Origin of the sequence: Proteus terrae, from assembly GCF_003144325.1 — a bacterium.
Taxonomy (GTDB): Bacteria; Pseudomonadota; Gammaproteobacteria; order Enterobacterales; family Enterobacteriaceae; genus Proteus; species Proteus terrae.
In genome coordinates this window covers 11929-36314 of sequence record NZ_PENS01000022.1, presented here as the reverse complement: position 1 = coordinate 36314, position 24386 = coordinate 11929, and the positions used below count along the sequence as shown (strand labels likewise).

Here is a 24386-nt window from a genome sequence, read left to right as displayed (position 1 = left end):
GCTTCTGAAACATCTTCAACTGTAGAAGCTCCTGTTCAAAATGCTGAAACAGAAGAAGTCGACCCACGCAAAGCCGCCGTTGCTGCCGCTATTGCCAGAGCTAAAGCTAAAAAAGCACAGCAAGCTTCTGAGACATCTTCAACTGTAGAAGCTCCTATTCAAAATGCTGAAACAGAAGAAGTCGACCCACGCAAAGCCGCCGTTGCTGCCGCTATTGCCAGAGTAAAAGCAAAGAAAGAAGCTCAGGCAAAAACAACAATTGATGAAACGCCTACGCAAAATGTTGAAGCGGAAGAATCCGACCCACGCAAAGCTGCTGTCGCTGCCGCTATTGCCAGAGTAAAAGCGAAAAAAGAAGCCGAACAACGTCGAGCTAAAGAAGAAGTTACCTTGGATTAATCACAGATGAAATTCAGACCAATACAAAATAACAATAGTAAATTAAAAATTGCGAGTTCACCTTTTACGCATAATCAACAGTCCACCAGCCAAGTTATGCTATGGGTAACATTAGCAACACTACCAGGGATCTTAAGCCAGATCTATTTTTTTGGCCTAGGAACCATTTATCAAATTGTGTTAGCGATTATCGTAGCGCTTGTGACTGAAACACTCTGCGTAAAACTCAAAAAAGAAGACCCTTTATTGTATCTGAAAGACAACTCAGCGCTACTAACAGGCGTATTACTCGCCATTAGTATTCCACCTCTAGCACCGTGGTGGATCATTGTCTTAGGTACTTTTGTTGCCATTGTTATCGCAAAACATATTTATGGTGGCTTAGGACAAAATCCATTTAATCCAGCAATGGTGGGTTATGTGGTTTTACTTATCTCATTCCCAGTACAAATGACATCATGGATGCCACCAGTTGAATTACAAACTGTCTCTTACAATGTAATGGATAGTTTAAGTATCTTCTTTACGGGACATACATCATCTGGCTTAACACTTGAAGATTTAAGACGCTCTGTTGATGGTATTACACAAGCAACGCCTCTTGATAGTTTTAAAACGGGCTTATTAACTCACTCAATTGATGAAGTGTTAGCGACACCTATTTTACAAGGTGAATTTGCGGGTATTGGCTGGCAATGGGTGAATGTAGCTTATTTAGCTGGTGGATTAATTTTGCTTTATAAACGTATTATTAGCTGGCATATCCCTGTTGCGATGATTTCTGTATTAGCACTATGCTCGGTTATTAGCTGGGGCATTGATCCTACACGTTACTCACAACCACTATTACAAATTTTCTCTGGAGCGACCATGCTAGGGGCATTTTTTATTGCCACTGATCCGGTTAGCGCCTCAACAACACCTAAAGGTCGTTTAATCTATGCAGGAATAATTGGTTTATTAGTTTGGGTTATCCGTGTTTATGGCGGGTATCCAGATGCCGTTGCTTTCTCTGTATTACTTGCCAATATCGCTGTACCTCTTATTGATAGCTATACACGCCCTCGTGTTTACGGACATTAATGCTAAGGAGAAAATGATGATCGAAATCTTAAAACGCCATGGACTCACATTAGCTATCTTTGCTGCTTGTACTACAGGCTTAACTGCCGTGGTCTATCACCTCACTGCAGATACCATTGCAGAGCAAGTTGCCTTAGAGAAACAAAAATTATTGGATCAAGTGATCCCCAAAGCGATGTATAACAATTCGCTTTCTGAAGATTGTTATCTTCTTACAGCACCAGAATTAGGTAATACCAAGCCCCATAAACTGTATGTTGCCCGTTTAGACGGTAAACCTGTTGCTGCCGCGTTAGAATCTACTGCACCCGATGGATATTCAGGCGCCATTGAGCTTCTTGTAGGTGCTGACTTTAAAGGGAATGTCCTTGGTGTGCGTGTTACTGCTCATAATGAAACACCGGGGCTAGGTGATAAAATTGAAACACGCATTTCGGATTGGATCACAACACTGAGTAATAGATTCATTTCCAGTGAAAACGATCCGCACTGGGCAGTAAAAAAAGATGGTGGCGATTTTGATCAATTTACGGGTGCGACGATCACCCCTCGTGCTGTCGTCAACTCATCAAAGCGTACTGCGTGGTTAATACAATCTTTACCAGAGAAACTGGATACACTCTCTGTCTGTGAGGCAAATTAATATGAACTCAATTAAAGAGCTCTTTTCTCAAGGGTTATGGAAAAATAACTCAGCTTTAGTGCAATTACTTGGGTTGTGCCCTTTACTGGCGGTTTCCTCAACAGCAACAAACGCCTTAGGCTTAGGTCTTGCGACAACATTAGTCCTATTTTGCACAAATGTGGCCGTTTCTAGCTTACGTCGTTGGGTTCCTTCTGAAATTCGTATCCCAATTTATGTTATGATAATTGCGTCAGTCGTCAGTGCTGTGCAATTACTGATCAACGCATACGCCTATGGCTTATATCAATCTTTAGGGATCTTCATTCCATTGATCGTCACTAACTGTATTGTTATTGGTCGTGCTGAAGCTTTTGCGGCTAAGAATGAAGTTTTTCCTTCTGCTATTGATGGTCTAGCGATGGGATTAGGTGCAACTGCGGCACTCTTTGTTTTAGGTGCCATACGTGAAGTATTAGGTAACGGTACATTATTTGACGGGGCTGATTTACTATTAGGTGAATGGGCTCAAGTATTAAGAGTTGAGATAGTGCATTTAGACTCACCCTTCTTACTTGCTATTTTGCCACCAGGTGCTTTTATCGGCTTAGGCTTTATGTTAGCAGCAAAATACCTAATTGATGAAAGACAGAAAAAGCGCAGCGCTTCGACAACTAAAACTTACGAAAAAGAACAAGGCTGTGGTAGTCATATCGTTAAAAATTAATTTGTGAGCATAATGAATCAAGCAAAACGTATTGAAATTCTAACTCGGTTGCGTGATGACAATCCGCAACCAACGACAGAGCTAAAATTTGACTCTCCGTTTGAACTATTGATCTCCGTATTACTCTCTGCACAAGCCACCGATGTGAGTGTTAATAAGGCAACAGCTAAGCTTTACCCTGTTGCCAATACACCGCAGGCGATACTAACTTTAGGCGTCGATGGTCTTAAGAAATACATTAAAACCATTGGTCTATATAATACTAAAGCTGAAAATGTGATTAAGACGTGCCAAATCTTAGTCGATAAACATAACAGCGAAGTTCCTGAAAACAGAGAAGCCCTAGAAGCCTTACCCGGCGTCGGTCGTAAAACAGCAAATGTCGTTTTAAACACAGCATTTGGTTGGCCAACAATCGCTGTCGATACGCATATCTTTAGAGTGAGTAATCGCACAGGTTTCGCCCCGGGTAAAAATGTCAATGAAGTCGAACAAAAACTGTTAAAGGTTGTTCCAGCCGAATTTAAAGTTGATTGCCACCATTGGCTTATTCTTCATGGTCGTTATACCTGTATTGCACGAAAACCACGGTGTGGCTCTTGTATTATTGAAGATCTTTGTGAATTTAAAGAAAAAACAGATCCTGAATAATTTTTTGCCGATTTGTCTGTTTTTCTGATGCATATTGCTTGCGTCACTACACACAATCGAATAAAACTATTGCCCACTTTTTATTATTAAAACTGCCGACTTTCCGGAAAAATATGTTTCAAGACAATCCGCTGCTTGCACAGCTAAAACAGCAACTCCATGCCCAGACACCGCGCGTGGAAGGCCTTGTAAAGGGAACAGATAAAGGCTTTGGCTTCCTTGAAGTTGATGGTCAGAAAAGCTATTTTATTCCCCCTCCGCAAATGAAAAAAGTGATGCACGGCGACCGAGTTATTGCAGCCGTTCATACAAACGGCGATAAAGAGTCGGTTGAACCCGAAGAATTAGTCGAACCTTTCTTAACGCGTTTTGTCGGCCGTATTCAGAAAAAAGAAGGTGATAACCGTCTGTGGATAATTCCAGACCACCCTCTTTTAAAAGATACTATTCCTTGCCGTCCTGCCCAAGGTTTAACGCATAGCTTTGTTGATCAAGATTGGGCCGTTGCTGTAATGCGTCGTCATCCTCTTAATAAAGGTGATAAAGGTTTTCAGGCAGAAATAACCGACTATATCACGGATAAAGATGATCACTTTGCACCTTGGTGGGTAACCTTAATGCGTCATCAACTTGAACGTGATGCGCCTGAAATGGGTAACGAAGCGCTGACATTACATGATACTTTGCCTCGTGAAGACCTGACTTCTCTATCCTTTGTCACTATTGATAGTGCATCAACAGAAGATATGGATGACGCGCTCTTTATTCGTAAAGAAGAGAACGGTCAATTAACGCTATTTATCGCAATCGCCGATCCAACAGCTTATATCCTGCCAAATAGTGAATTAGATAAGATTGCAGCACAACGTGCGCTGACTAATTATCTACCGGGCTTTAATATCCCGATGCTACCTCGCGAATTGTCAGATAACATTTGTTCATTACGTCCCAATGAAAAACGCCCTGCATTAGTTTGCCAAGTCAGCATCACTGAAGATGGTGCTCTGCTTGAAGATATTCACTTTTACTCTGCATGGGTAGAATCAAAAGCTAAGCTGGTTTATGACAACATTTCAGATTGGTTAGAAAGTGAAAACTCACAATGGCAACCTGAAAATGAAATGGTTCATGAGCAAGTAATATTATTAAAAGAGATGTGTGAAAAACGTCATGAATGGCGTGAAAAACATGCTCTGGTCTTTAAAGAACGTCCTGATTACCGTTTTATTCTTGACGAAGGCGGCAATGTTTTAGATATCGTGGCAGAAAAACGCCGTATCGCAAACCGCATTGTTGAAGAAGCGATGATCACCGCCAATATCTGTGCTGCAAAAGTGCTGGCGAAAAACTTAGGCTTTGGCGTTTACAACGTTCATACAGGCTTTGATCCACTTTATATCGATCAAGTCGTACAAACCTTAAAAGATAACGGTATTGAAACGACATCTGAAAGTTTGTTAACGCTTGAAGGTTTCTGCCAATTGCGTCGTGAACTTGATAATCAGCCAAATCAATTCCTTGATAGCCGTATTCGTCGCTTCCAGAACTTTGCTGAAATCAAAGCAGAGCCAGGCCCTCACTTTGGCTTGGGGTTAGAAGCCTATGCGACATGGACATCACCAATTCGTAAATACAGTGATATTTTAAATCACCGTTTACTCAAAGCGATTATCAGCAAAGAAAGCGCTGAAAAACCGCAAGAAGAAGATGGCATTCGTATTGCAGAGCGTCGCCGTGCTAACCGAATGGCTGAACGTGATGTGGGTGATTGGTTATATGCACGTTTCTTAAAACCTTTTGCTGGCACTGAAACACCATTTAATGCAGAAATTATCGATATTACTCGTGGTGGTGTTCGTGTTCGCCTAGTTGAAAATGGTGCTGTAGCCTTTATTCCTGCACCATTCTTACATGCTGTACGTGATGAAATCCAATGTAGCCAAGAGACAGGTACTGTCATTGTGAAAGGCGAAACCGCGTATAAACTCAATGATGTCATTCCTGTTCGTATCGAAGATGTAAAACTAGAAACTCGTAATATCGTAGCTCGTCCTATCTAATAGGACTTAAATCGATATACAATAAGGCTGATAGCTCGTTTTGAGCTATCAGCTTTTTTTATGTCTCTCATTTTTAAATTAGTGATAAAAAGAGCATTAAAAAGAAAGGAAATATTTTTATGTTGCATGGGGATTTTCTCTTGCATTATAAATTTAATAGTTAATAAATGGATTAAATCAATGAAAGACAAAGTACAAATTAGTCGTTTTTTAAGTTATATCTTACGTCACGCCCCTGAAAGTATCGGTTTAACGTTAGATGACCAAGGATGGGGAGAAATATCAAAATTAATCCCTTTAGCACAGAAAAATGGAACAGCGCTAACCCTTGAATTAATTAAAGACGTTGTAGAAACCAATGATAAAAAGCGTTTTGCTATCTCAGAAGACGGGCTTTTTATTCGCGCAGTTCAAGGCCACTCGCTTAAAACCACAATTGATTACCAAGCTATTACTCCCCCTAAAATACTTTTTCACGGTACAGCAACTCGCTTTATCGATAGTATTTTTAAGCAAGGTTTAATTCCTAATGGTCGTCAATATGTTCACCTTTCACAAGATTATAAAACAGCGGTGAATGTCGGTGATCGTCATGGAAAAGCTATTGTTTTAACTGTGGACAGTGAAAAAATGTTTAGTGAAGGTTTTGAGTTTTATCAGGCTGATAATGGGGTCTGGTTAACGCTTTCAGTACCGGTGAAATATCTAAAAATAGATGAGAAAGAATAAAATGAAATACAAAAAATAGGTGACATTGTCACCTATAATCTTGCTTATAGACTTCTCTGTTTGACTGATTATTAATCCGGATGTCCCGTAATTGTAATTTTAGTGCCTTTCTTATCTTCTTCTAGCAAAAACTCCGTAAAGCCACCTGAAAACTGTTGTTCTATCATCAATTTCTTTGGGCTTTCCCATTTATAATCAACAACAACATCATCTTTCGTATATTCTTTTTGGATGTTATTGTTCACCTTAATGGTTTTTACAAGATAATCCTCATCATGCTCACTGACATATTTTTTATAAGCATCTGCAATTGAAAAACCAGCATAAACACAATAGGTTAGCGCCCCACTTTCAAAAACCTCATCCATTGTTTGCTCTGGCGAAGAGCAATATTTATCATGAACAACCATGTTTTCAGTCTTGTTTTCTGCAAAAAGCGCAGAAGAATATAACAGTGCAACAATCATCAAATACGCTTTCATAAAATACCTTTAAAAAGACATCTCTTATGTGACAATAAAGAGTATGAAAATAAAAAATGCGCTAATCTCAATGGAAAATCAGCGCACTATGATTAATTTTGTTGCTATATAGCTAAATAAATCAGCCACCAGCGAGCTTAACTTTCATTCCTTTGGCTTCTAATAGCGATTTAATTAAATCACGTTTATCGCCTTGGATCTCAATTAAGCCGTCTTTTACACTGCCACCACAACCACATTTTTTCTTCAGTTCGGCCGCCAGTTTCGCTAACTCTGCATCATCCAGATCGATACCTGAAACAACGCAAACACCTTTGCCTTTACGTCCACTAGTTTGACGCTGAATACGCACAATACCATCACCGGTAGGACGGATCGGCTTTTGCTCTTCTTCTTTAATGCGACCCGCATCTGTGGAATAAACCAAACGAGAGTTATTATCCATGTTAAATTACATACCTTGTATAGAACGATTAATTTGTTGCAGTGTTTCAAGAGGGTTATCACTACGCGTGATAGGACGACCAATCACCATATAATCAACACCGGCTGCAATAGCTTGCTCTGGTGTCATTACGCGACGCTGATCGCCAACATCACTTCCTACTGGGCGAATACCCGGAGTGACTAATAAGAAATCATCACCACAAACTTGTTTAAAACGCGTTGCTTCATGCGCAGAGCAGACAACGCCATCAAGACCACAAGATTTTGTCAGTAACGCTAAACGTTCAGCTTGTTCTGCGGGCGTCAATGTTATTCCCAATTCAATTAAATCAGATTGGTCCATACTGGTAAGCACTGTCACTGCCGTTAAAAGAGGTGCATCTTTACCAAAGGCGGTAAGGCTTTCTTTGGCAGCACGCATCATACGACTTCCACCACTTGCATGTACATTGACCATCCATACACCTAAATCAGCAGCGGCGACGACAGCTCTTGCAACGGTATTGGGAATATCATGGAATTTCAAATCTAAGAAAATATCAAACCCTTCTTTTTGTAACTGAGTCACAAATTGAGGCCCAAAACGGGTAAACATCTCTTTACCAATTTTTAAACGACAAGATGAGGGATCGATACGTTGTGCAAAATCTAATGCACTTTTTTGGTCTTCATAGTCTAGTGCCACAATAACGGGCGCGCAGGTAAGCTCGGGCGATTTTTTATCACAATGAAATGACATTTTAGGGCCTTTATTTATAAAGAGACTATTAAAAAAGTGACATTGTCACTGACCATCTAAACCGCGAATAGGTTTAACGGTATCCCATGAACGACAGGATGGACAATGCCAATATAATGCATGAGAGGTAAAACCACATTTATGGCAACGATAATCTGGTTTTGTGCGAATTTGTTCACCAACCATATAACGCAATAAGATAAGGCTCTCTTTGGCACGTCCTTCTTCCGCTTCAGCTAAGTGGTAACGCATTAAACGATAGAACAGACGCATGGTTGGATGACGTTCTAATTGGCGATTAATGTATAACTGAGCCGCTTCAATACCTTCTTTAGCTTCAATAATGTCAGCAAGATAAAGTTCAGCAATCGCACCACAATTACTATCCACACATTGACGTAAATAAGTTTCCCAACGAGAAGTATCGCCTTGAGATTGGAAACATTCAAAAAGCATAGGTAAGGTTTCACTGACCATCTCTTTATCTTGCTCAATGACTTTCATTAAAACATCAATGGCTTTTTGTTTATCATCACGAGCAATATAGATACGACCATACATAATTGAAACACGGGCACAAAGTGGATCCATTTGCCCTGCTTTTTGCAACAAATTCAGTGCACTATCAAGATTATCACTGCTCATTTCTTGAAGTGCTAATTCACAATAAAAATGTGAAATTTGTTCTTTTAATTCATGCTGACCTAACTTCACCAATTTTTCAGCCGTTTCTATCGCTTTCCCCCAATCACTGGTTAACTGGTAAATAGCAAGCAAAGACTGTAGCGCACTTTGGCGAAATTCTTGTTCATCAATAAGTTGCTGAAACATATTTTCAGCACGATCGTAAACACCTGCCGCCACATAGTCGCGACCTAATTGTTGAACAGCAAGTAGGCGTTGATCAAAAGAAAGTGCAGCACTCTCCATTAACGATTGGTGGATACGAATAGCTCGTTCAACTTCACCACGAGAGCGGAAAAGATTACCTAAAGTAAGATGGGCCTCAAAAGCGGAGCTATCTTCTTTAAGCATTTCGAGGAAAAGATCAACCGCTTTATCTTGTTGATCAGAAAGTAAGAAGTTAACACCCGCCACATACTCACGTGACAGGCGATCGGCGTTCTGCTGTTTGTCCTGTTGAGCGCCACGACGCCCCATATACCAGCCGTAAGCCGCAGCGACAGGTAATAACAGAAACAGCAATTCTAGCATCAGCTATCGTCCTTATTTCGTAGCAGAAGCAACCGTTGGGCGACTTTCTTGGTTTTCTTGTTTTGTTTGAGCACTTTCAAGACGTTTAATTTTACGTTTTGCTCGGCCTAATGATAAGCGTGCACGTAGATAAAAAATACCACTTACAATCCAGCCAAGTACAAAGCCCACACCAAACAGGATCGCTAACAAGGTAGAAATACGATATTCATCTTGAGCAATAAGGTAATTAAATGTGACTACCTGATCGTTATTTGTGCCTAAAGTCATGGCAATCACCACAATGGCAAGAACAAGAATAACCAAAATAAAAAGTAGGACTTTTTTCACATTATTTCCTTTTTTATTCTCTTTTCTTTAGTAGACAGATAAAGGTAGCATTTTCACTGCGCACAAAGAAAGTGATTTCTTAGAATCATCTGATTTTCGTATATTTTTTCACATAATATCGAAAAAGACATTCTGTATCTAAAAAAATAAGGGCTATCGTCAGGGTTTGAGCAATAAACGTCGCTCAATCACCTTAAATGCACACCAAACCAGCACTGTACTGATAAGAATACCGACAATCACATCAGATGCCCAGTGCATTCCTAATACAATACGCCCTACCGTGACATCAATTCCCCATAATAACCCGAGTGACGCCAAAAAATAATGACGACGCAACATAAAAAGAGCAAAAACAAATAATGCGAGTGTGGCAGAAAATAAGCTATGACCCGATGGAAAAGCATAACCCGTTTCAGCTTTCCAATGTTTAAGTTGCCATTCAGGGATCACTGGTGAGTTGGCTAACCCATTTTGAAGTAATTGTTCTCGCTCTGGTCTTGAAACTTGATAAAAAACCTCAGAGCTAATGTGCAAATTTTCACTAACCCAAACAACATAAGGACGAGGCTCTTTTACTGTGTTTTTAACCGCAACCTTAATTAATTGTCCAATAGCCAATGTAACAATAATTATCACGGCTAATTGAATAAAATGGTTACGCTTTAATTTTAAAACCATAAAGAGCAACGTTAAGAAAGTAATAATAGTCACAGCCCCCCAAGGCCTTGCTGCACTATCTGCTATCCATAATGTACTTATACCACCTAAAGGATGGTAGGTAGGTTGCCATTCCCAACCCAATACCAATACAACACTCGGTATGATTAAGAGCAACATACTGCCTAATAGAATTAACTTTGTTATTTGCTTATTCAATATATTGCCCCTTGTTAAATACAAATATTATCTTCCGTTCACAGCTAAAGATTATCAGTATAAACGATGCAAGTTTAGCAATAAATCATTATGCAAGAAGGCGCAAAATCTGATAATTTGTAATGGTGTGAATTTATAAGTGTGTGTTACCCCATTTCCTTGCCTATCAGACATGGAAGCATTTCAGTGTTTTATTTCTCTTTGTTCTCGTTATAAAGTGTATAATCTTGAACGAGAGTTTCACCTGAAATTATGAGTCAAAAATAATGAAATTAAGACGTATCGCAGAAGCAAAACTACCTACTCCTTTTGGTGAGTTTTTAATGGTTGGTTTTGAAGAAATCGCAACAGGAAAGGATCATGTCGCCCTTGTTTACGGCGATATTTCAGGCTCTGAGCCCGTATTATCTCGTATTCATTCAGAGTGCTTAACGGGTGATGCTTTATTTAGCCTACGTTGTGATTGTGGTTTCCAGCTTGAAGTTGCGCTTTCACAAATCAGTAAAGCAGGTCGTGGCGTATTACTTTATCATCGCCAAGAAGGCCGAAATATTGGATTATTAAATAAAATACGCGCTTATGCATTGCAAGATAAAGGATTAGATACCGTTGAAGCGAACCTCGAGTTAGGTTTTAAAGCTGACGAACGCGATTTTACCCTTTGTGCTGACATGTATAACCTATTAGGTGTTCACGAAGTTCGGTTATTAACTAATAATCCGAAGAAAATTGAAATCATGAAAGCCGCAGGCATTAATGTTATCGAGCGAGTGCCATTAATCGTCGGACGTAATCCAAGTAATGCGCATTATCTTGATACTAAAGCCGATAAAATGGGTCATCTTCTATTTAAGAAAGCGCAATAATCAAGCAACAGTACAGTATTAATTATTTTCAAATCCGAGTCTGAGTTACTCGGATTTTTTATTTACTCCTCTTATTCTATTACCTTGTAAATTCATTCTTTATCTATTTTTCTTTACTTATATATTGTTCTTTTTACCGCTCTTTCATCATTAAATTATATCATGTGAAAAATTGTCATATGCGATTTCATTGACTATCTATCTTATTCTAAGTTATTTATTAATAAATAAATTTTAATAGGAATGCATTATGCCATTACATTTTTCTGGTAGGATTTTCGGCGCGCTATTATTAGCAGGAACGTTATTAACGGGCTGTGATAATAGCGATAAAACCAGCTATTCAATCAAGGTTGGTGTGATTAATGGTGCTGAACAAGATGTGGCTGAAGTTGCCAAAAAAGTCGCCAAAGAAAAATATGGCTTAGAGGTTGAATTGGTAAGTTTCAGTGGTTCTTTATTACCTAACGATCCCACAGCAAATAAAGAGCTTGATGCCAATGTTTTTCAACATCGCCCTTTTCTTGCCCAAGATAATCAATCTCGTGGTTACAATTTAGTGGCTGTTGGTAATACCTTTGTTTTTCCTATGGCGGGCTATTCAACAAAAATTAAGCATCCTTCGGAGTTAAAATCAGGCGATACCATTGCCGTTCCTAACGATCCCACGAATTTAGGTCGAGCACTACTGTTATTAGATAAAGAAAAGCTGATTACATTAAAACCAAACAGTGGTTTATTGCCTACGGCTATCGACATTATTGATAATCCGCTTAAGCTTAAAATTATGGAGTTAGAAGGCGCACAATTACCACGAGTTTTAAACGATCCAAAGGTGACTGTCGCTATTATCAGTACAACTTACATCCAGCAAATTAATTTATCTCCTACCAAAGACAGTATTTTTATTGAAGATAAAAACTCTCCTTACACCAATATTATTGTGACAAGAGAAGAGAACAAAGACGCTGATAATGTACGGGATTTTATTAAGGCTTACCAATCACCCGAAGTTGCCACCGCTGCCGAAACCATTTTTAACGGCGGCGCGATTCAGGGCTGGTGATAGAAGCTCTATTTAGCATCAGGTCTTCTTTCAAAATACCAAGCATCATCTAAAGCGATATATATACGAGGAATATAACGCCCCATTATTTTTATAATGAGGCGTTTGATTTATTACAACTAAACCTAATTAAAGCATATTACGAATAACATAATGCAATATGCCACCATGTTGGAAATAAGCTAATTCAGTTTGAGTATCAATACGGCAACGCGCCATAATGGTTTCAGTGCGATTATCTGCGAAAGTAATATTAACTGCGACATCTTGGCTCGGTGTTAATGCATTAAGCCCTGTGATCTCAATTTTCTCATCACCTTTTAAGCCCAATGTTTGGCGAGTTACCCCTTTAGGAAACTCTAAAGGTAAAACTCCCATACCGATCAAGTTGGAACGGTGAATACGCTCAAAAGAGCCTGCGATAACGACTCGCACACCTAATAAACGCGTTCCCTTCGCTGCCCAGTCTCGGCTAGAGCCTGAACCGTATTCACTACCAGCAATAATCGCTAATGGTGTATTTTCTTGTTGATAACGCATTGAGGCATCATAAATAGCCAGTGTTTCACCCGTTGGAATATGTTTGGTAAAACCACCTTCTACTCCCGGTACCATTTCGTTACGAATGCGAATATTAGCAAATGTACCTCGCATCATGACTTCATGATTACCGCGTCTTGAGCCATAAGAGTTAAAATCTTTCGGCTCGACACCATGTTCACGTAAATAACGTCCCGCTGGACTATCCGCCTTAATATTACCCGCAGGCGAGATATGATCAGTTGTCACCGAATCACCTAAAATAGCCAAAATACTGGCTTGATGAATATCTTTAATTGGCGCTGGTATTTTTGACATTCCTTCAAAGAAAGGAGGATGTCGAATATAGGTAGAATCGGGTTGCCAATCATAGACAGGTGTATCTTGTGTTTTTAGTGATTTCCATGTCTCATCACCTTCAAACACAGCGGAGTACTCTTTATGGAACATTTCTGTTTTAACTTTCTCAACAGCATCAGCAATCGCTTTACTATCAGGCCAAATATCTTTTAAATAAACGGGATTGCCCTGTTTATCTTTACCTAATGGCTCTTTAGTAAGATCTATGTTCATATTTCCTGATAAAGCATAAGCAACCACTAAAGGCGGTGATGCTAACCAGTTGGTTTTCACTAAGGGATGAATTCGACCTTCAAAGTTACGGTTACCAGATAATACAGCCGCAATAGTTAAATCATTATCCTTAATTGCACTTTCAATCGGTGCTAATAAAGGCCCTGAATTACCAATACATGTTGTGCAACCATATCCCACAAGGTTAAATCCTAACTCATCAAGATAAGGGGTTAATCCTGCAAGATTAAGATAATCCGTGACCACTTTAGAACCTGGAGCCAAAGAAGACTTAACCCAAGGTTTACGCTGCAATCCTTTTTCTACCGCATTTTTAGCCAGTAATCCGGCGGCCATTAAAACATTAGGGTTTGATGTATTAGTACATGATGTGATCGCCGCAATAACGACAGCACCATCAGTTAATTCAAACGCAGGATGATCATCAATTTTTACTTGAGGAAAGTGTGACAGTAGTTGCTTATTAGTTTCAAGCTCTACTGCCGCTTTAAATGCTTTTGGTACACTCGGTAGATTAACTCTATCTTGAGGACGTTTAGGCCCAGCAAGGCTTGCTTCAACGGTTCCCATATCTAGCGATAATGTTGACGTAAAGATAGGTTCATCGCCTGTATGTCGCCATAAACCCTGCTCTTTGCTATAAGCTTCAACTAGTGCAATCTCTTGTTCTTCACGACCTGTTAAACGCAAATAATCAAGAGTGATATCATCTATTGGGAAGAATCCACAGGTCGCACCATACTCTGGCGACATATTCGCTATTGTTGCACGATCAGCTAAAGGTAATGACGCTAGGCCATCTCCGTAGAATTCTACAAATTTACCCACCACACCATGAGCGCGTAACATTTGTGTAACGGTTAAAACTAGATCAGTTGCGGTGATCCCTTCACGTAATTTTCCTGTCAATTTAAAGCCAACAACATCAGGAATGAGCATGGAGATAGGTTGACCTAACATTGCGGCTTCCGCTTCAATGCCTCCTACACCCCAACCTAAAACACCAAGACCGTTGATCATTGTGGTGTGAGAATCCGTGCCAACTAAGGTATCTGGATAAGCCACATGACGTCCATTTTGTACTTCAGACCAAATAGCTTTACCTAAGTACTCAAGGTTTACCTGATGGCAAATTCCTGTACCTGGTGGCACGACACGAAAGCGTTCAAAGGATTGCTGTCCCCAACGTAAGAAAAGGTAGCGTTCATAGTTACGCTCCATTTCAATTTCCACGTTTTCAGCAAACGCATTTTTACTGGCATATTCATCAACCATAACTGAGTGATCGATAACTAAATCAACAGGTGATAATGGATTGACTTTATCCACTTGCCCACCCAAAGATTTCACTGCTTCACGCATAGCGGCTAAATCAACGACCGCAGGTACACCGGTAAAATCTTGCATAAGCACCCTTGCAGGTCGATAAGCAATTTCACGTGATGCATGCGCTGTTTTTTGCCACTCAACTAACGCCTTAATGTCCTCTTCAACAACAGTTTCATTGTCGAGATAACGCACTAAGTTTTCTAGTAACACCTTCAGAGATTTAGGAAGACGGGTAATATCGCCTAATTGGCGGGCAACTTCTGAAAGACGGTAGTACTCATATTCTTGAGATCCGACTAAGAGCGTGGAATGGCTCTCTTTTTTCAAACGTAACGACATAGCTCCTCCTTCTTATTTTTATACTGACAGCATGTTTAAACTATCAAAATAGGTAAGGTTATTTATTAAACATATCATATAACATTGAATTTCGCTTAAAGATCACACGATTTGTTAACGCAATGTTATGACTGTCATGATGTTAATAAATTTTAGTCTCTAGATTTTCACTTAATTAGACTTTAATGGCGGAGGTATAACTGTGTAAGGATAATATTTATGAATAACAAACAATCTGATTTACTAAAAAATATTATGAATGCCGATCGCTATTTTGCGGAGCCTGTTACACCGCCTTTTCCGCAAACCTTATCGATGAATGCATTACATTCTCAAAACATAAAAGATACAGAAGGTTTAGTGCAGTTTATCATCGCATCACCAAAACCTTTTGAGCCTTCCGAAATAGAAAGAATGTCACAACTTAAAAATATTCAAATTGGACTTATTTCTATTATGGCAAACCATCTTGCTGCATTAAAAAAAGAAGATAATGAAGCCTATTATCGCCCTGAACATTGGTTAGATACCCTCAATCATTTACCTCTTCTAGGGCACAATAAAATCGAAACAAAAAAGCTTCATAAGCAAACCTTTGATTTTTCCGTTGCTCAAGCATTTATTCAGTTATTACTAGGCGCTGCAATTAATGCCACATCACCTGCACTTGGAGAGTTTATTGATTTTTTACGTACCCAAGGACAAAAAATAGAAGTCGGCTTACGAAAATCATTAGACAGCTATCAAACGATAACTATTGCGGGGATCACTGAGATACTCAATCATAATAATCATCTTATTTTTGTTCCAAAGCTGAAAATTTTGAGTCTACGTTTTTCTTATCAATCAGCGAAAATGCTACTCGCCAGTTGTATAGGTCGTAAATTTACCCTCTCTTTAGAGTACACGACCATTACTTCTGTATTTGATGCTAGCGCACTTGATGATCCACTGATTAATCAGCAATTTTATGATTTTTTAAATAAATATCGTCAGCTAAGTATTGCAAAATCCGATGCTTTTTTTAGTGGGGATTTTTATTTGAAATGAGTAATAGCAGAAATTAGGTTTATAAACACGCTTGAAGGCGGGGATCACCCGCCTTTCAGTATTACACTAAGGGTAATTCGATATCTTTAAATAACTCTTCAATCTCTTCGTTAGTTCGCAATGCAACCGCTTGTTCAATCAAATTACGCGTAAGATGAGGGGCAAAACGCCACATAAAATCATACATATAGCCGCGTAAGAAACCACTACGACGGAATGCAATTTTAGTGGTGCTATAACTAAACTTATCACGCATATCAATTGCGACTAAATCGCTATCGAGTACAGGATCAAATGCCATACTGGCAATCACACCAATACCTAAATGTAATCTTACATAAGTTTTAATGACATCCGCATCGGTTGCAGTGAAAACAATTTTAGGTTTTAACCCGACTTTACCGAAAGCATCATCAAGATCAGAACGACCAGTAAAACCTTGGGTATAGGTGACAATATCGTAGCCCGCAAGCTCTTTTAACGTCACTTCTCGTTTTTGTGCCAGTGGGTGATCTTTTGAAACCACCACAATACGGTTCCAGCGATAACAAGGTAACATCACTAAATCGTTATAAAGATGCAGTGATTCTGTCGCGATCGCAAAATCACTTTTACCTCTGCATACATCTTCAGCAATTTGTGTTGGCGACCCTTGGTTCATATGCAATGAAACATCAGGATAGCGCTCAATAAAACCTTTTATTACTGGAGGTAATACATAACGAGCTTGTGTATGCGTTGTTGCAATCGATAATGAGCCTCTATCTGGATAAGTGTGCTCACCTGCAGCAGACCGAATAGCTTCTGTTTTTGATAAGATTTCTCTAGATAGCCTTACAATTTCTTCACCCGCAGGTGTCACATGCGTTAGATGCTTACCACTACGAGAAAATATTTGTATACCTAACTCATCTTCTAACATGCGAATTTGTTTACTTATTCCCGGTTGAGATGTATACAAACGCTCTGCCGTGGTTGAAACATTTAAATCGTTATTCACCACTTCAACGATATAACGCAACTGTTGTAATTTCATGGAGAGGCTATCCCTTCAACAAAAGACTTATTATTCCGTTATTCTATTTATATTCATATAACTAAAAAGAATAATAAAGATGTAATATATAACCACTATATCACTTATTTCATTTCGGTCTAACGTAATTAATAGCGTTATTTAGATTTTGTTATATCTAATAGTTATAAGCTATAAACAAACATAAAAAAAGCTGACGTTCACAGTCAGCTTTTCTTTCATAATAATTGCATTAAATTATTTAATCACGCCACATGCCATTCTTGCACCACCACCGCCAAGAGCCTCGGGATCATCAGAATAGTTGTCGCCCCCAACATGCACCATGATAGCTTTGTCTTTCACTTGCTCAAGTTTGGTGAGTTTTGGCGCTAACACTGCGTAATCCGCAACACCTTTGTCATTCACGACTAATCCCGGTAAATCACCTAGATGCCCATTTTTATTATAAGGCCCCAAGTGAACACCAACTTTTTCAGGATCTAAATGGCCGCCAGCTTTTAAAGCAGGCACAGGTTTGCCATCTTTCATATCTGGTTCACAAGAACCATTAGCATGAATATGAAAACCATGAATACCCGGTGTTAATCCAGTGAGTTTTGGCGTAAATAACAGCCCATAATCAGTTTCAGTGATAGTGACAACACCAATATCGTTGCCAGCACCCGTTGGTAAGGCTTCATTTAACGTGACATCTAACGTTGCAGCGCTTGCTACAGAGGTGAAGAGTAAGCCAGATAGTAACAAAGGCATCAGTTTCATAGTATCTCCGTCTTATTATTAGCAAAGTAAAATATTAGACAAATAGAAATCAACCATTAATACTGTTTCAGTGTATTTAATTAGCATACCTTCTAAATACAAAAAAGCGACTAACTCTCATTAGTCGCTTTTTTATTTATCACGCAATGCCAATGTTATTTGGTTTTTTCAACCCATTTACCATCGACATAAAACGCAGACCAACCTGTTGCCTTGCCATCTTTCTCTGAAGAAACATATTGCTGTTTTGTTTTACGACTAAAACGCACAATCGTTGGGTTTCCTTCAGGATCAGCCACCGGAGCTTCTGCTAAATAACGCATTTTCTCTGCTAAACGGTCTTTAAAACGAACCAGTTCTTCTACTTTTGGTGCACGCGTTTCTCTTGATTTAGGGAACGTGTTTGCAGCCAAGAAGACACCAGCAGCACCGTCTCGTAAGACAAAGTAAGCATCTGATTTTTCACATAACAATTCAGGAAGTGGAACTGGATCTTCCTTCGGTGGTGCAATTTCACCGCTTTTTAAGATCTTACGGGTATTTTTACAATCATCATTAGTACAACCCATGTATTTACCAAAACGCCCCATTTTCAGGTGCATTTCAGAACCACATTTATCGCACTCAATAACTGGACCTTCATAACCTTTTAAACGGAATTCACCCTCTTCAACTTCATAACCATCACATGCAGGATTATTACCACAAACATGTAATTTACGATGAGTATCAATCAGGTAACTGTCCATTGCAGTACCACATTTCGGGCAACGACGACGAGCTCGTAATGCGTTGGTTTCTGCATCTTCCCCTTCAAGAATATTTAATAATTCATCTTCAGGAATAAGATTGATGGTTTGTTTGCAACGCTCTTTAGGCGGTAAAGCATAGCCTGAACATCCTAAGAATACGCCTGTTGTTGCCGTTCTAATTCCCATATGACGAGAACACGTTGGACATTCAATTGACGTAATAACCATTGGATTTGGTCGCATTCCGCCTTCTTCAGGATCTTTTTCAGCAACTTCTAATTGTTGACTAAAATCAGTGAAGAACGCATCTAATACCGCTTTCCAGTTTTCTTCATTATTAGCAACATGGTCGAGATGATCTTCCATTTGCGCAGTAAAATCGTAATTCATTAAATCGCTAAAATTCTCTTCTAAGCGATCTGTTACAATTTCACCCATTTTTTCTGCATAAAAACGACGGTTTTCAACTTTCACATAACCACGATCTTGAATAGTGGAGATGATAGATGCATACGTTGAAGGACGGCCGATACCGCGTTTTTCTAATTCTTTAACTAACGTTGCTTCGCTAAAACGAGCTGGGGGCTTAGTAAAGTGCTGAGTAGGTTCTAATTCAGCTAAAGCCAGTTTTGCCCCTACATCAACGGCTGGTAAGGTTTTATCTTCATCTTTATTACGCATAGCTGGCATGACTTTAGTCCAACCTGCAAAACGTAAAGTCCGACCTTTAGCACGTAGTTTATAATCACCTGATTCGACTGTTAATGTGGTCGAATCGTATTTTGCTGGTGTCATTTGACAAGCAACAAATTGATTCCAAATCAGCTGATATAGACGTTTAGCATCATTATCCATATCTTTTAAAGATTCAGCGATAACGTTGATATCAGAAGGACGAATAGCTTCGTGCGCTTCTTGAGAATTTTCTTTGCTCGAATAAACGTTTGGCTCTTTCGGCAAATACTTAGCGCCAAAATTCTCATTGATATAATCACGTGCCATTTGAATTGCATCCTGACTTAAGTTAGTTGAGTCAGTACGCATATAGGTTATATAACCTGCTTCATAAAGGCGCTGAGCTAGCATCATCGTCTTTTTCACACCAAAGCTTAAACGCGTACTTGCCGCTTGCTGTAAGGTTGATGTGATAAGTGGTGCGCTTGGCTTGCTGGATGTAGGTCTATCTTCACGATCTTTTACCGTGAAGGTCGCATTCTGTAATGCTTTAACCGCAACCTGTGTTTCATCAGATGAAACAGGGTTGAAGGCTTTATCATTATAATGCGTGACTTCCATACGCAATGGCTGTTCGTCAGGCGTTAACAGTGACGCGTGTAATTGCCAATATTCTTCAGGAACAAAGGCTTTAATTTCACGCTCACGTTCAACTAAAAGACGCACGGCAACTGATTGCACTCGACCTGCAGATAATCCACGAGCCACTTTTTTCCAAAGTAAAGGTGAAACCATATAGCCCACAACACGATCCATAAAGCGACGTGCTTGTTGCGCGTTAACGCGATCTATATTTAACTCACCCGGAGTTTGGAAAGCTTGTGTAATGGCATTTTTAGTGATTTCGTTAAAAACCACTCGACTAAACCGTTCATCATCACCGCCGATAACTTCGCGTAAATGCCACGCGATAGCTTCTCCTTCGCGGTCAAGGTCCGTTGCGAGATAGACATGATCAGCTTTCTCAGCTAATGCTTTTAGTTCAGCCACGACTTTTTCTTTGCCGGGTAGAATTTGATAATTCGCATTCCATCCATTATAGGGATCAACTCCCATACGGCTGACTAAGGCTGATTTCTCATCCTTTTTAACTTTTTTCGCGCCTTTCGTGGCGGATGAGTTTTCGCTCTTCTGGCTGCCAGAACCACTCTTTGGCAAATCACGAATGTGACCCACGCTAGATTTAACTACGTAGTCATTGCCAAGATATTTATTGATCGTTTTGGCTTTAGCCGGGGACTCCACGATAACAAGAGCTTTACCCATAATTACCTTTACCTAATTAAACTTTGTTATGACGGTATCGTTTAATACCCTCAACTAAAAAAATGTTTAAAATCTCTTTTTTATATTGCGTTAGTTTTGCAATATATCAACCTGTTTTTATTCAAAGCTTTTGCTCGAGCTCAAAACTCGTGGCTTTTTTTGAGGTATTTTAATCACCTCACCGCTTTGATCGGGTACAGGCAAATCATTGTTTGCTACATATAGAGTAGCTAAGCTTTTAAAAATGCCACACTCTACCTGATAAAAAGTGAGGCGCAACAAATTATTTTTCTAAGGAGCACATATTATGTCAACACAAACTACACCGATTACAACAGAGATGCTACTTGAAAAAGCGAATAAAATCATATGTGAACATGAAGATTATATACACGGTATGCGTGCTGATTCAGTTGAACAAAAAGGTAATGTCCTCGTATTTAAAGGTGAATTTTTTTTAGATGAACAAGGTTTACCTACTGCAAAAAGCACTGCAGCATTCAATATGTTTAAGCATTTAGCTCATGTGTTATCTGATAAATACCATTTAGAATAAATCATCCTTGTGATTATTTTTATTTAATCGCCAAAGTAATTTGATTTACTCTTTATTGATAACAAAAAAGAGACTTTGTTTGCCAGTTATTGCATTTATACAGACACCAATAACTGGCATAATTAAACAAAAATAAAGAATAAAAATTCAATTTAAACGTAATACGGATTTTCTATCACATCGCAACTCGTGATTACACTTACCTATCAATACAATCAGTAATATCAATTATTTTTATTTTCTATTTACGGCTATATTGAAGCCTCTTAGAAAGAGGAAATATTTACCCTGTTGTTGTTATAAGCAATATCAATTATTTCTTTGATTGCCAGTGAAATTTTCACTGGCTTTTTTTGTCTTATCGAAATACAAACCTTTAGAATATTTATTGAAAGATTTGGGAATAGTGATGGCAAGAAAAGATGATATCAGCAATCACCCGTATCGCTGATATCATTTATGGCGTATTTATTGGCTTATAGTAGCGGTTTCTTACTTCTTTGTACCCAACGCATCATCAGTTTATCAACGCTTTCCATTGCACCGCCTGTAACACGTTCGACCATTTTCTTCTTGGTAACATATTGGACAGAGAGAACTTCAAAATCATTAATATGATCGATCAACCAATCATCACTCACACCAACTTCATCAATTAAGCCTCTGTTTAGTGCTTCTGAGCCGTACCAATACTCACCGGTTGCAACACTATCGATATCAAGTTGAGGGCGATATTTATGCACAAATGATTTAAATAACAGATGTGTTTCATTTAAATCTTGCTTAAATTTCTCACGTCCTTCTTCGGTATTTTCGCCTAATAAGGTTAATGTGCGTTTATATTCGCCGGCAGTATGTAACTCAACATCAATATCATTTTTCTTGAGTAAACGGTGAATATTAGGAATTTGAGCCACAACACCAATCGAGCCAATAATCGCAAATGGTGCAGCAATAATTTTATCTGCTACACATGCCATCATATATCCTCCGCTGGCAGCCACTTTATCGACAACCGCAGTCAGTTTAATGCCCTTTTCTTTTAAACGCGTTAACTGAGCTGCTGCTAATCCATAACCATGAACCATGCCACCCGGACTTTCTAAACGCAGTAATACTTCATCACCCGATTGTGCAACAGAAAGAATGGCGCTGATTTCTTCACGTAATGCACCCACTTCGTGTGCATCCATACTACCGTTAAAATCAAGCACATATAAACAAGGTTTTACAACGCCTTTTTTACCTTCTTTCGCATTGTTTTTACTCTGTTTATTCTCTTTTTTCTGCTGTTTCTTAAATGCTTTATACCAGACTTTTAATTCAGCATCGTCCATTTTCGCTTGTTGCATAACGCGCTGTTTTTCTTCATAAGCTTCAGCAAGATCTGTGACTCTTAATGTCCCTTTACGATTTTGCTTTTTATTTCCAATCACGACGAAAAACAACACGATAGCGATAATCGCCACAACAACGGTGACAATTTCTGCTAAAAACAGTCCATATTGCAAAATATATTCCACAAAGACCTCTTTTTAAGGTTAATAACACTGACTCAAATCAATACACCTAGTTTAACGAAATTCTGCTTTAGCGCCAGCAACAAAGGCATGATTATGCTTAATACCATAAAGAAAATAGCCATAAATTGTAAACAAAAAGCCAGACTAAACTGGTCGCTAGACAAATAAGACGTTACACTTTATTTACTTTTTACTAGACAGGATATCAATATGTTGCAATATCAACCCGATCATAGCGTGCTAAAAGATAAAATTATTCTAGTAACAGGTGCTGGTGATGGCATAGGAAAAGAAGCTGCACTAACTTATGCTCAATACGGCGCAACACTTATCTTATTAGGCCGTACTCTATCAAAACTTGAGGATGTTCAAGAAGAGATAATCACATCAGGTGGCCAACAACCTATGTTATATCCACTTGATCTACTTACAGCGACAGAGAATGATTTTCAGCAATTTGCGGATACTCTCGTTAAACGCTTCCCTCATCTTGATGGTGTATTACAAAATGCTGGTTTATTAGGTGTTGTTGAGCCTATCATTAATCAACCAAGCAACCTTTGGCATGACGTTATGCAAGTCAACGTTAATGCGACATTTATGCTAACAAAAGCCCTATTGCCATTGATGCTTAAAGCGCCTCATGCGAGTCTTATCCTCACGACATCCAGTGTGGGTCGCCAAGGTCGTTATGGTTGGGGAGCTTACTCTGTATCAAAATTCGCAACAGAAGGCTTTATGCAGGTACTTAATGAAGAATATAACGAAAGTACTTTGCGTATTAACTGCATCAATCCTGGTGGTACTCGTACAGCAATGAGAGCGAGTGCATTCCCTGATGAAAATTCACAAAAGCTAAAAACACCTAAAGATTTGATGCCGTTATATCTCTATTTGATGAGTGATGACAGTATTGATGTGAAAGGACAATCTTTAGATGCACAACCTGGTCGTAAAGCTGGCCCTGCTGAATAACATAATTTAAGCTCGAGGTAGTTTAATGAATAATGCACAACACCAAAAACGCCAACAACGTTTAAAAGAAAAAGTAGATACCCGAATTGAGCAAGCTCAACGAGAACAAGGTATTGTGATGATTTTCACCGGTAATGGTAAAGGAAAAACAACCGCAGCTATGGGTACAGCAACCCGCGCAGTTGGTCATCAAAAAAAGGTTGGTGTTGTGCAATTTATTAAAGGAACCTGGGAAAACGGTGAACGTAACCTACTGGAACAATTCGGCGTACCTTTCTATGTAATGGAAACTGGATTTACTTGGGAAACGCAAGATAAAAGTGCAGATACAGTCGCTTGTTTAAATACTTGGCAATATGCACTCAAACTGCTTAATAATCCAGAATACGACCTCGTTATTCTTGATGAAATTACCTATATGATTAGTTTTAACTATTTGCCATTAGATGAGGTTATTTCAGCGATTAGTTCTCGCCCTTCTCATCAAAATATCATTATCACTGGAAGAGGCTGCCATAGAAAATTAATCGAGTTAGCAGATACTGTGACAGAAATGCGTCCTATTAAACATGCTTTTGATAGTGGGATAAAAGCACAAAAAGGCATAGATTGGTAATAATCCCTTACCACCTTT

23 protein-coding genes and 1 pseudogene are annotated in these 24386 nt (G+C 39.0%); 13 read left to right on the top strand and 11 right to left on the bottom strand.

Going from position 1 to position 24386, the window contains the following annotated elements; translation table 11 throughout:
• The 7 genes and pseudogenes from DK857_RS18050 to DK857_RS18020 all read left to right on the top strand — a co-directional run.
• Positions 1 to 399: pseudogene (locus DK857_RS18050) on the top strand (electron transport complex subunit RsxC); the annotation flags it as partial.
• 6 nt (positions 400 to 405) lie between these two features.
• The gene (gene rsxD / locus DK857_RS18045) at positions 406 to 1482 is read left to right on the top strand and encodes an electron transport complex subunit RsxD (RefSeq protein ID WP_109402916.1); all 1077 of its coding nucleotides are present in this window, start codon (positions 406 to 408) and stop codon (positions 1480 to 1482) included.
• A gap of 16 nt (positions 1483 to 1498) precedes the next feature.
• Positions 1499 to 2125: an electron transport complex subunit RsxG gene (gene rsxG, locus DK857_RS18040; RefSeq protein WP_109402915.1), complete on the top strand. Its 627-nt coding sequence runs from the start codon at positions 1499 to 1501 to the stop codon at positions 2123 to 2125.
• A gap of 1 nt (position 2126) precedes the next feature.
• Positions 2127 to 2831 carry an electron transport complex subunit E gene (locus DK857_RS18035; protein ID WP_099075325.1) on the top strand — a complete coding sequence of 235 codons (705 nt, stop codon included), beginning with the start codon at positions 2127 to 2129 and terminating at the stop codon, positions 2829 to 2831.
• Positions 2832 to 2843: 12 nt separating this feature from the next.
• Complete coding sequence (gene nth / locus DK857_RS18030) at positions 2844 to 3482, top strand: endonuclease III (protein WP_075672064.1); 639 nt, start codon at positions 2844 to 2846, stop codon at positions 3480 to 3482.
• Positions 3483 to 3595: 113 nt separating this feature from the next.
• A complete protein-coding gene (locus tag DK857_RS18025; protein WP_109394343.1) occupies positions 3596 to 5542 on the top strand; it encodes an exoribonuclease II in 1947 nt (648 codons plus the stop codon).
• A gap of 180 nt (positions 5543 to 5722) precedes the next feature.
• Positions 5723 to 6271, top strand: coding sequence for an RNA 2'-phosphotransferase (locus DK857_RS18020; RefSeq protein WP_109394353.1), 549 nt, complete (start codon positions 5723 to 5725; stop codon positions 6269 to 6271).
• Between the two features lie 71 nt (positions 6272 to 6342).
• Here DK857_RS18020 and DK857_RS18015 read toward each other — a convergent pair whose 3' ends face one another.
• The 6 genes from DK857_RS18015 to pgpB form a co-directional block, all read right to left on the bottom strand.
• Entirely contained in the window at positions 6343 to 6753 is a 411-nt protein-coding gene (locus DK857_RS18015; protein WP_109402914.1) for a hypothetical protein, read from the bottom strand.
• 121 nt (positions 6754 to 6874) lie between these two features.
• Positions 6875 to 7198: a stress response translation initiation inhibitor YciH gene (gene yciH / locus DK857_RS18010; protein ID WP_109402913.1), complete on the bottom strand. Its 324-nt coding sequence runs from the start codon at positions 7196 to 7198 to the stop codon at positions 6875 to 6877.
• 6 nt (positions 7199 to 7204) lie between these two features.
• Positions 7205 to 7939 carry an orotidine-5'-phosphate decarboxylase gene (gene pyrF / locus DK857_RS18005; RefSeq protein WP_109402912.1) on the bottom strand — a complete coding sequence of 245 codons (735 nt, stop codon included), beginning with the start codon at positions 7937 to 7939 and terminating at the stop codon, positions 7205 to 7207.
• Between the two features lie 45 nt (positions 7940 to 7984).
• Positions 7985 to 9154 (bottom strand): lipopolysaccharide assembly protein LapB, encoded by a 1170-nt coding sequence (gene lapB, locus DK857_RS18000; protein ID WP_098942984.1) that lies wholly within the window; start codon positions 9152 to 9154, stop codon positions 7985 to 7987.
• A gap of 12 nt (positions 9155 to 9166) precedes the next feature.
• Positions 9167 to 9484, bottom strand: coding sequence for a LapA family protein (locus tag DK857_RS17995; RefSeq protein WP_109394339.1), 318 nt, complete (start codon positions 9482 to 9484; stop codon positions 9167 to 9169).
• Positions 9485 to 9643: 159 nt separating this feature from the next.
• Complete coding sequence (gene pgpB / locus DK857_RS17990) at positions 9644 to 10363, bottom strand: phosphatidylglycerophosphatase B (protein ID WP_109402911.1); 720 nt, start codon at positions 10361 to 10363, stop codon at positions 9644 to 9646.
• A gap of 266 nt (positions 10364 to 10629) precedes the next feature.
• On the opposite strand from pgpB, the gene ribA reads away from it, so the two are divergent.
• A complete protein-coding gene (gene ribA / locus DK857_RS17985; RefSeq protein ID WP_109402910.1) occupies positions 10630 to 11229 on the top strand; it encodes a GTP cyclohydrolase II in 600 nt (199 codons plus the stop codon).
• Positions 11230 to 11479: 250 nt separating this feature from the next.
• The gene (locus DK857_RS17980) at positions 11480 to 12295 is read left to right on the top strand and encodes a MetQ/NlpA family lipoprotein (protein ID WP_109402909.1); all 816 of its coding nucleotides are present in this window, start codon (positions 11480 to 11482) and stop codon (positions 12293 to 12295) included.
• Positions 12296 to 12424: 129 nt separating this feature from the next.
• Here the strand turns inward: DK857_RS17980 and acnA are convergent, their stop codons facing one another.
• Positions 12425 to 15097 (bottom strand): aconitate hydratase AcnA, encoded by a 2673-nt coding sequence (gene acnA, locus DK857_RS17975; RefSeq protein ID WP_109402908.1) that lies wholly within the window; start codon positions 15095 to 15097, stop codon positions 12425 to 12427.
• 219 nt (positions 15098 to 15316) lie between these two features.
• Here acnA and DK857_RS17970 point away from each other — a divergent pair, with 219 nt between their 5' ends.
• The gene (locus DK857_RS17970) at positions 15317 to 16147 is read left to right on the top strand and encodes a hypothetical protein (protein ID WP_109402907.1); all 831 of its coding nucleotides are present in this window, start codon (positions 15317 to 15319) and stop codon (positions 16145 to 16147) included.
• Positions 16148 to 16208: 61 nt separating this feature from the next.
• Here DK857_RS17970 and cysB read toward each other — a convergent pair whose 3' ends face one another.
• From cysB to topA, 3 genes are all read right to left on the bottom strand, one after another.
• Entirely contained in the window at positions 16209 to 17183 is a 975-nt protein-coding gene (cysB, locus tag DK857_RS17965; protein WP_075672088.1) for an HTH-type transcriptional regulator CysB, read from the bottom strand.
• A gap of 237 nt (positions 17184 to 17420) precedes the next feature.
• A complete protein-coding gene (sodC, locus tag DK857_RS17960; protein WP_109394334.1) occupies positions 17421 to 17945 on the bottom strand; it encodes a superoxide dismutase family protein in 525 nt (174 codons plus the stop codon).
• Positions 17946 to 18100: 155 nt separating this feature from the next.
• The gene (gene topA / locus DK857_RS17955) at positions 18101 to 20698 is read right to left on the bottom strand and encodes a type I DNA topoisomerase (RefSeq protein ID WP_109394333.1); all 2598 of its coding nucleotides are present in this window, start codon (positions 20696 to 20698) and stop codon (positions 18101 to 18103) included.
• 307 nt (positions 20699 to 21005) lie between these two features.
• Here topA and DK857_RS17950 point away from each other — a divergent pair, with 307 nt between their 5' ends.
• Complete coding sequence (locus tag DK857_RS17950; RefSeq protein ID WP_088495697.1) at positions 21006 to 21254, top strand: YciN family protein; 249 nt, start codon at positions 21006 to 21008, stop codon at positions 21252 to 21254.
• A gap of 476 nt (positions 21255 to 21730) precedes the next feature.
• Here DK857_RS17950 and sohB read toward each other — a convergent pair whose 3' ends face one another.
• A complete protein-coding gene (gene sohB, locus DK857_RS17945; RefSeq protein ID WP_109394332.1) occupies positions 21731 to 22777 on the bottom strand; it encodes a protease SohB in 1047 nt (348 codons plus the stop codon).
• A 213-nt stretch (positions 22778 to 22990) separates the two neighbouring features.
• On the opposite strand from sohB, the gene DK857_RS17940 reads away from it, so the two are divergent.
• Together DK857_RS17940 and cobO are read left to right on the top strand one after the other, a co-directional pair.
• Positions 22991 to 23752 carry a YciK family oxidoreductase gene (locus DK857_RS17940; RefSeq protein ID WP_171455364.1) on the top strand — a complete coding sequence of 254 codons (762 nt, stop codon included), beginning with the start codon at positions 22991 to 22993 and terminating at the stop codon, positions 23750 to 23752.
• Positions 23753 to 23777: 25 nt separating this feature from the next.
• A complete protein-coding gene (gene cobO / locus DK857_RS17935; protein ID WP_109402906.1) occupies positions 23778 to 24368 on the top strand; it encodes a cob(I)yrinic acid a,c-diamide adenosyltransferase in 591 nt (196 codons plus the stop codon).
• The last annotated feature ends 18 nt before the right edge of the window (positions 24369 to 24386 follow it).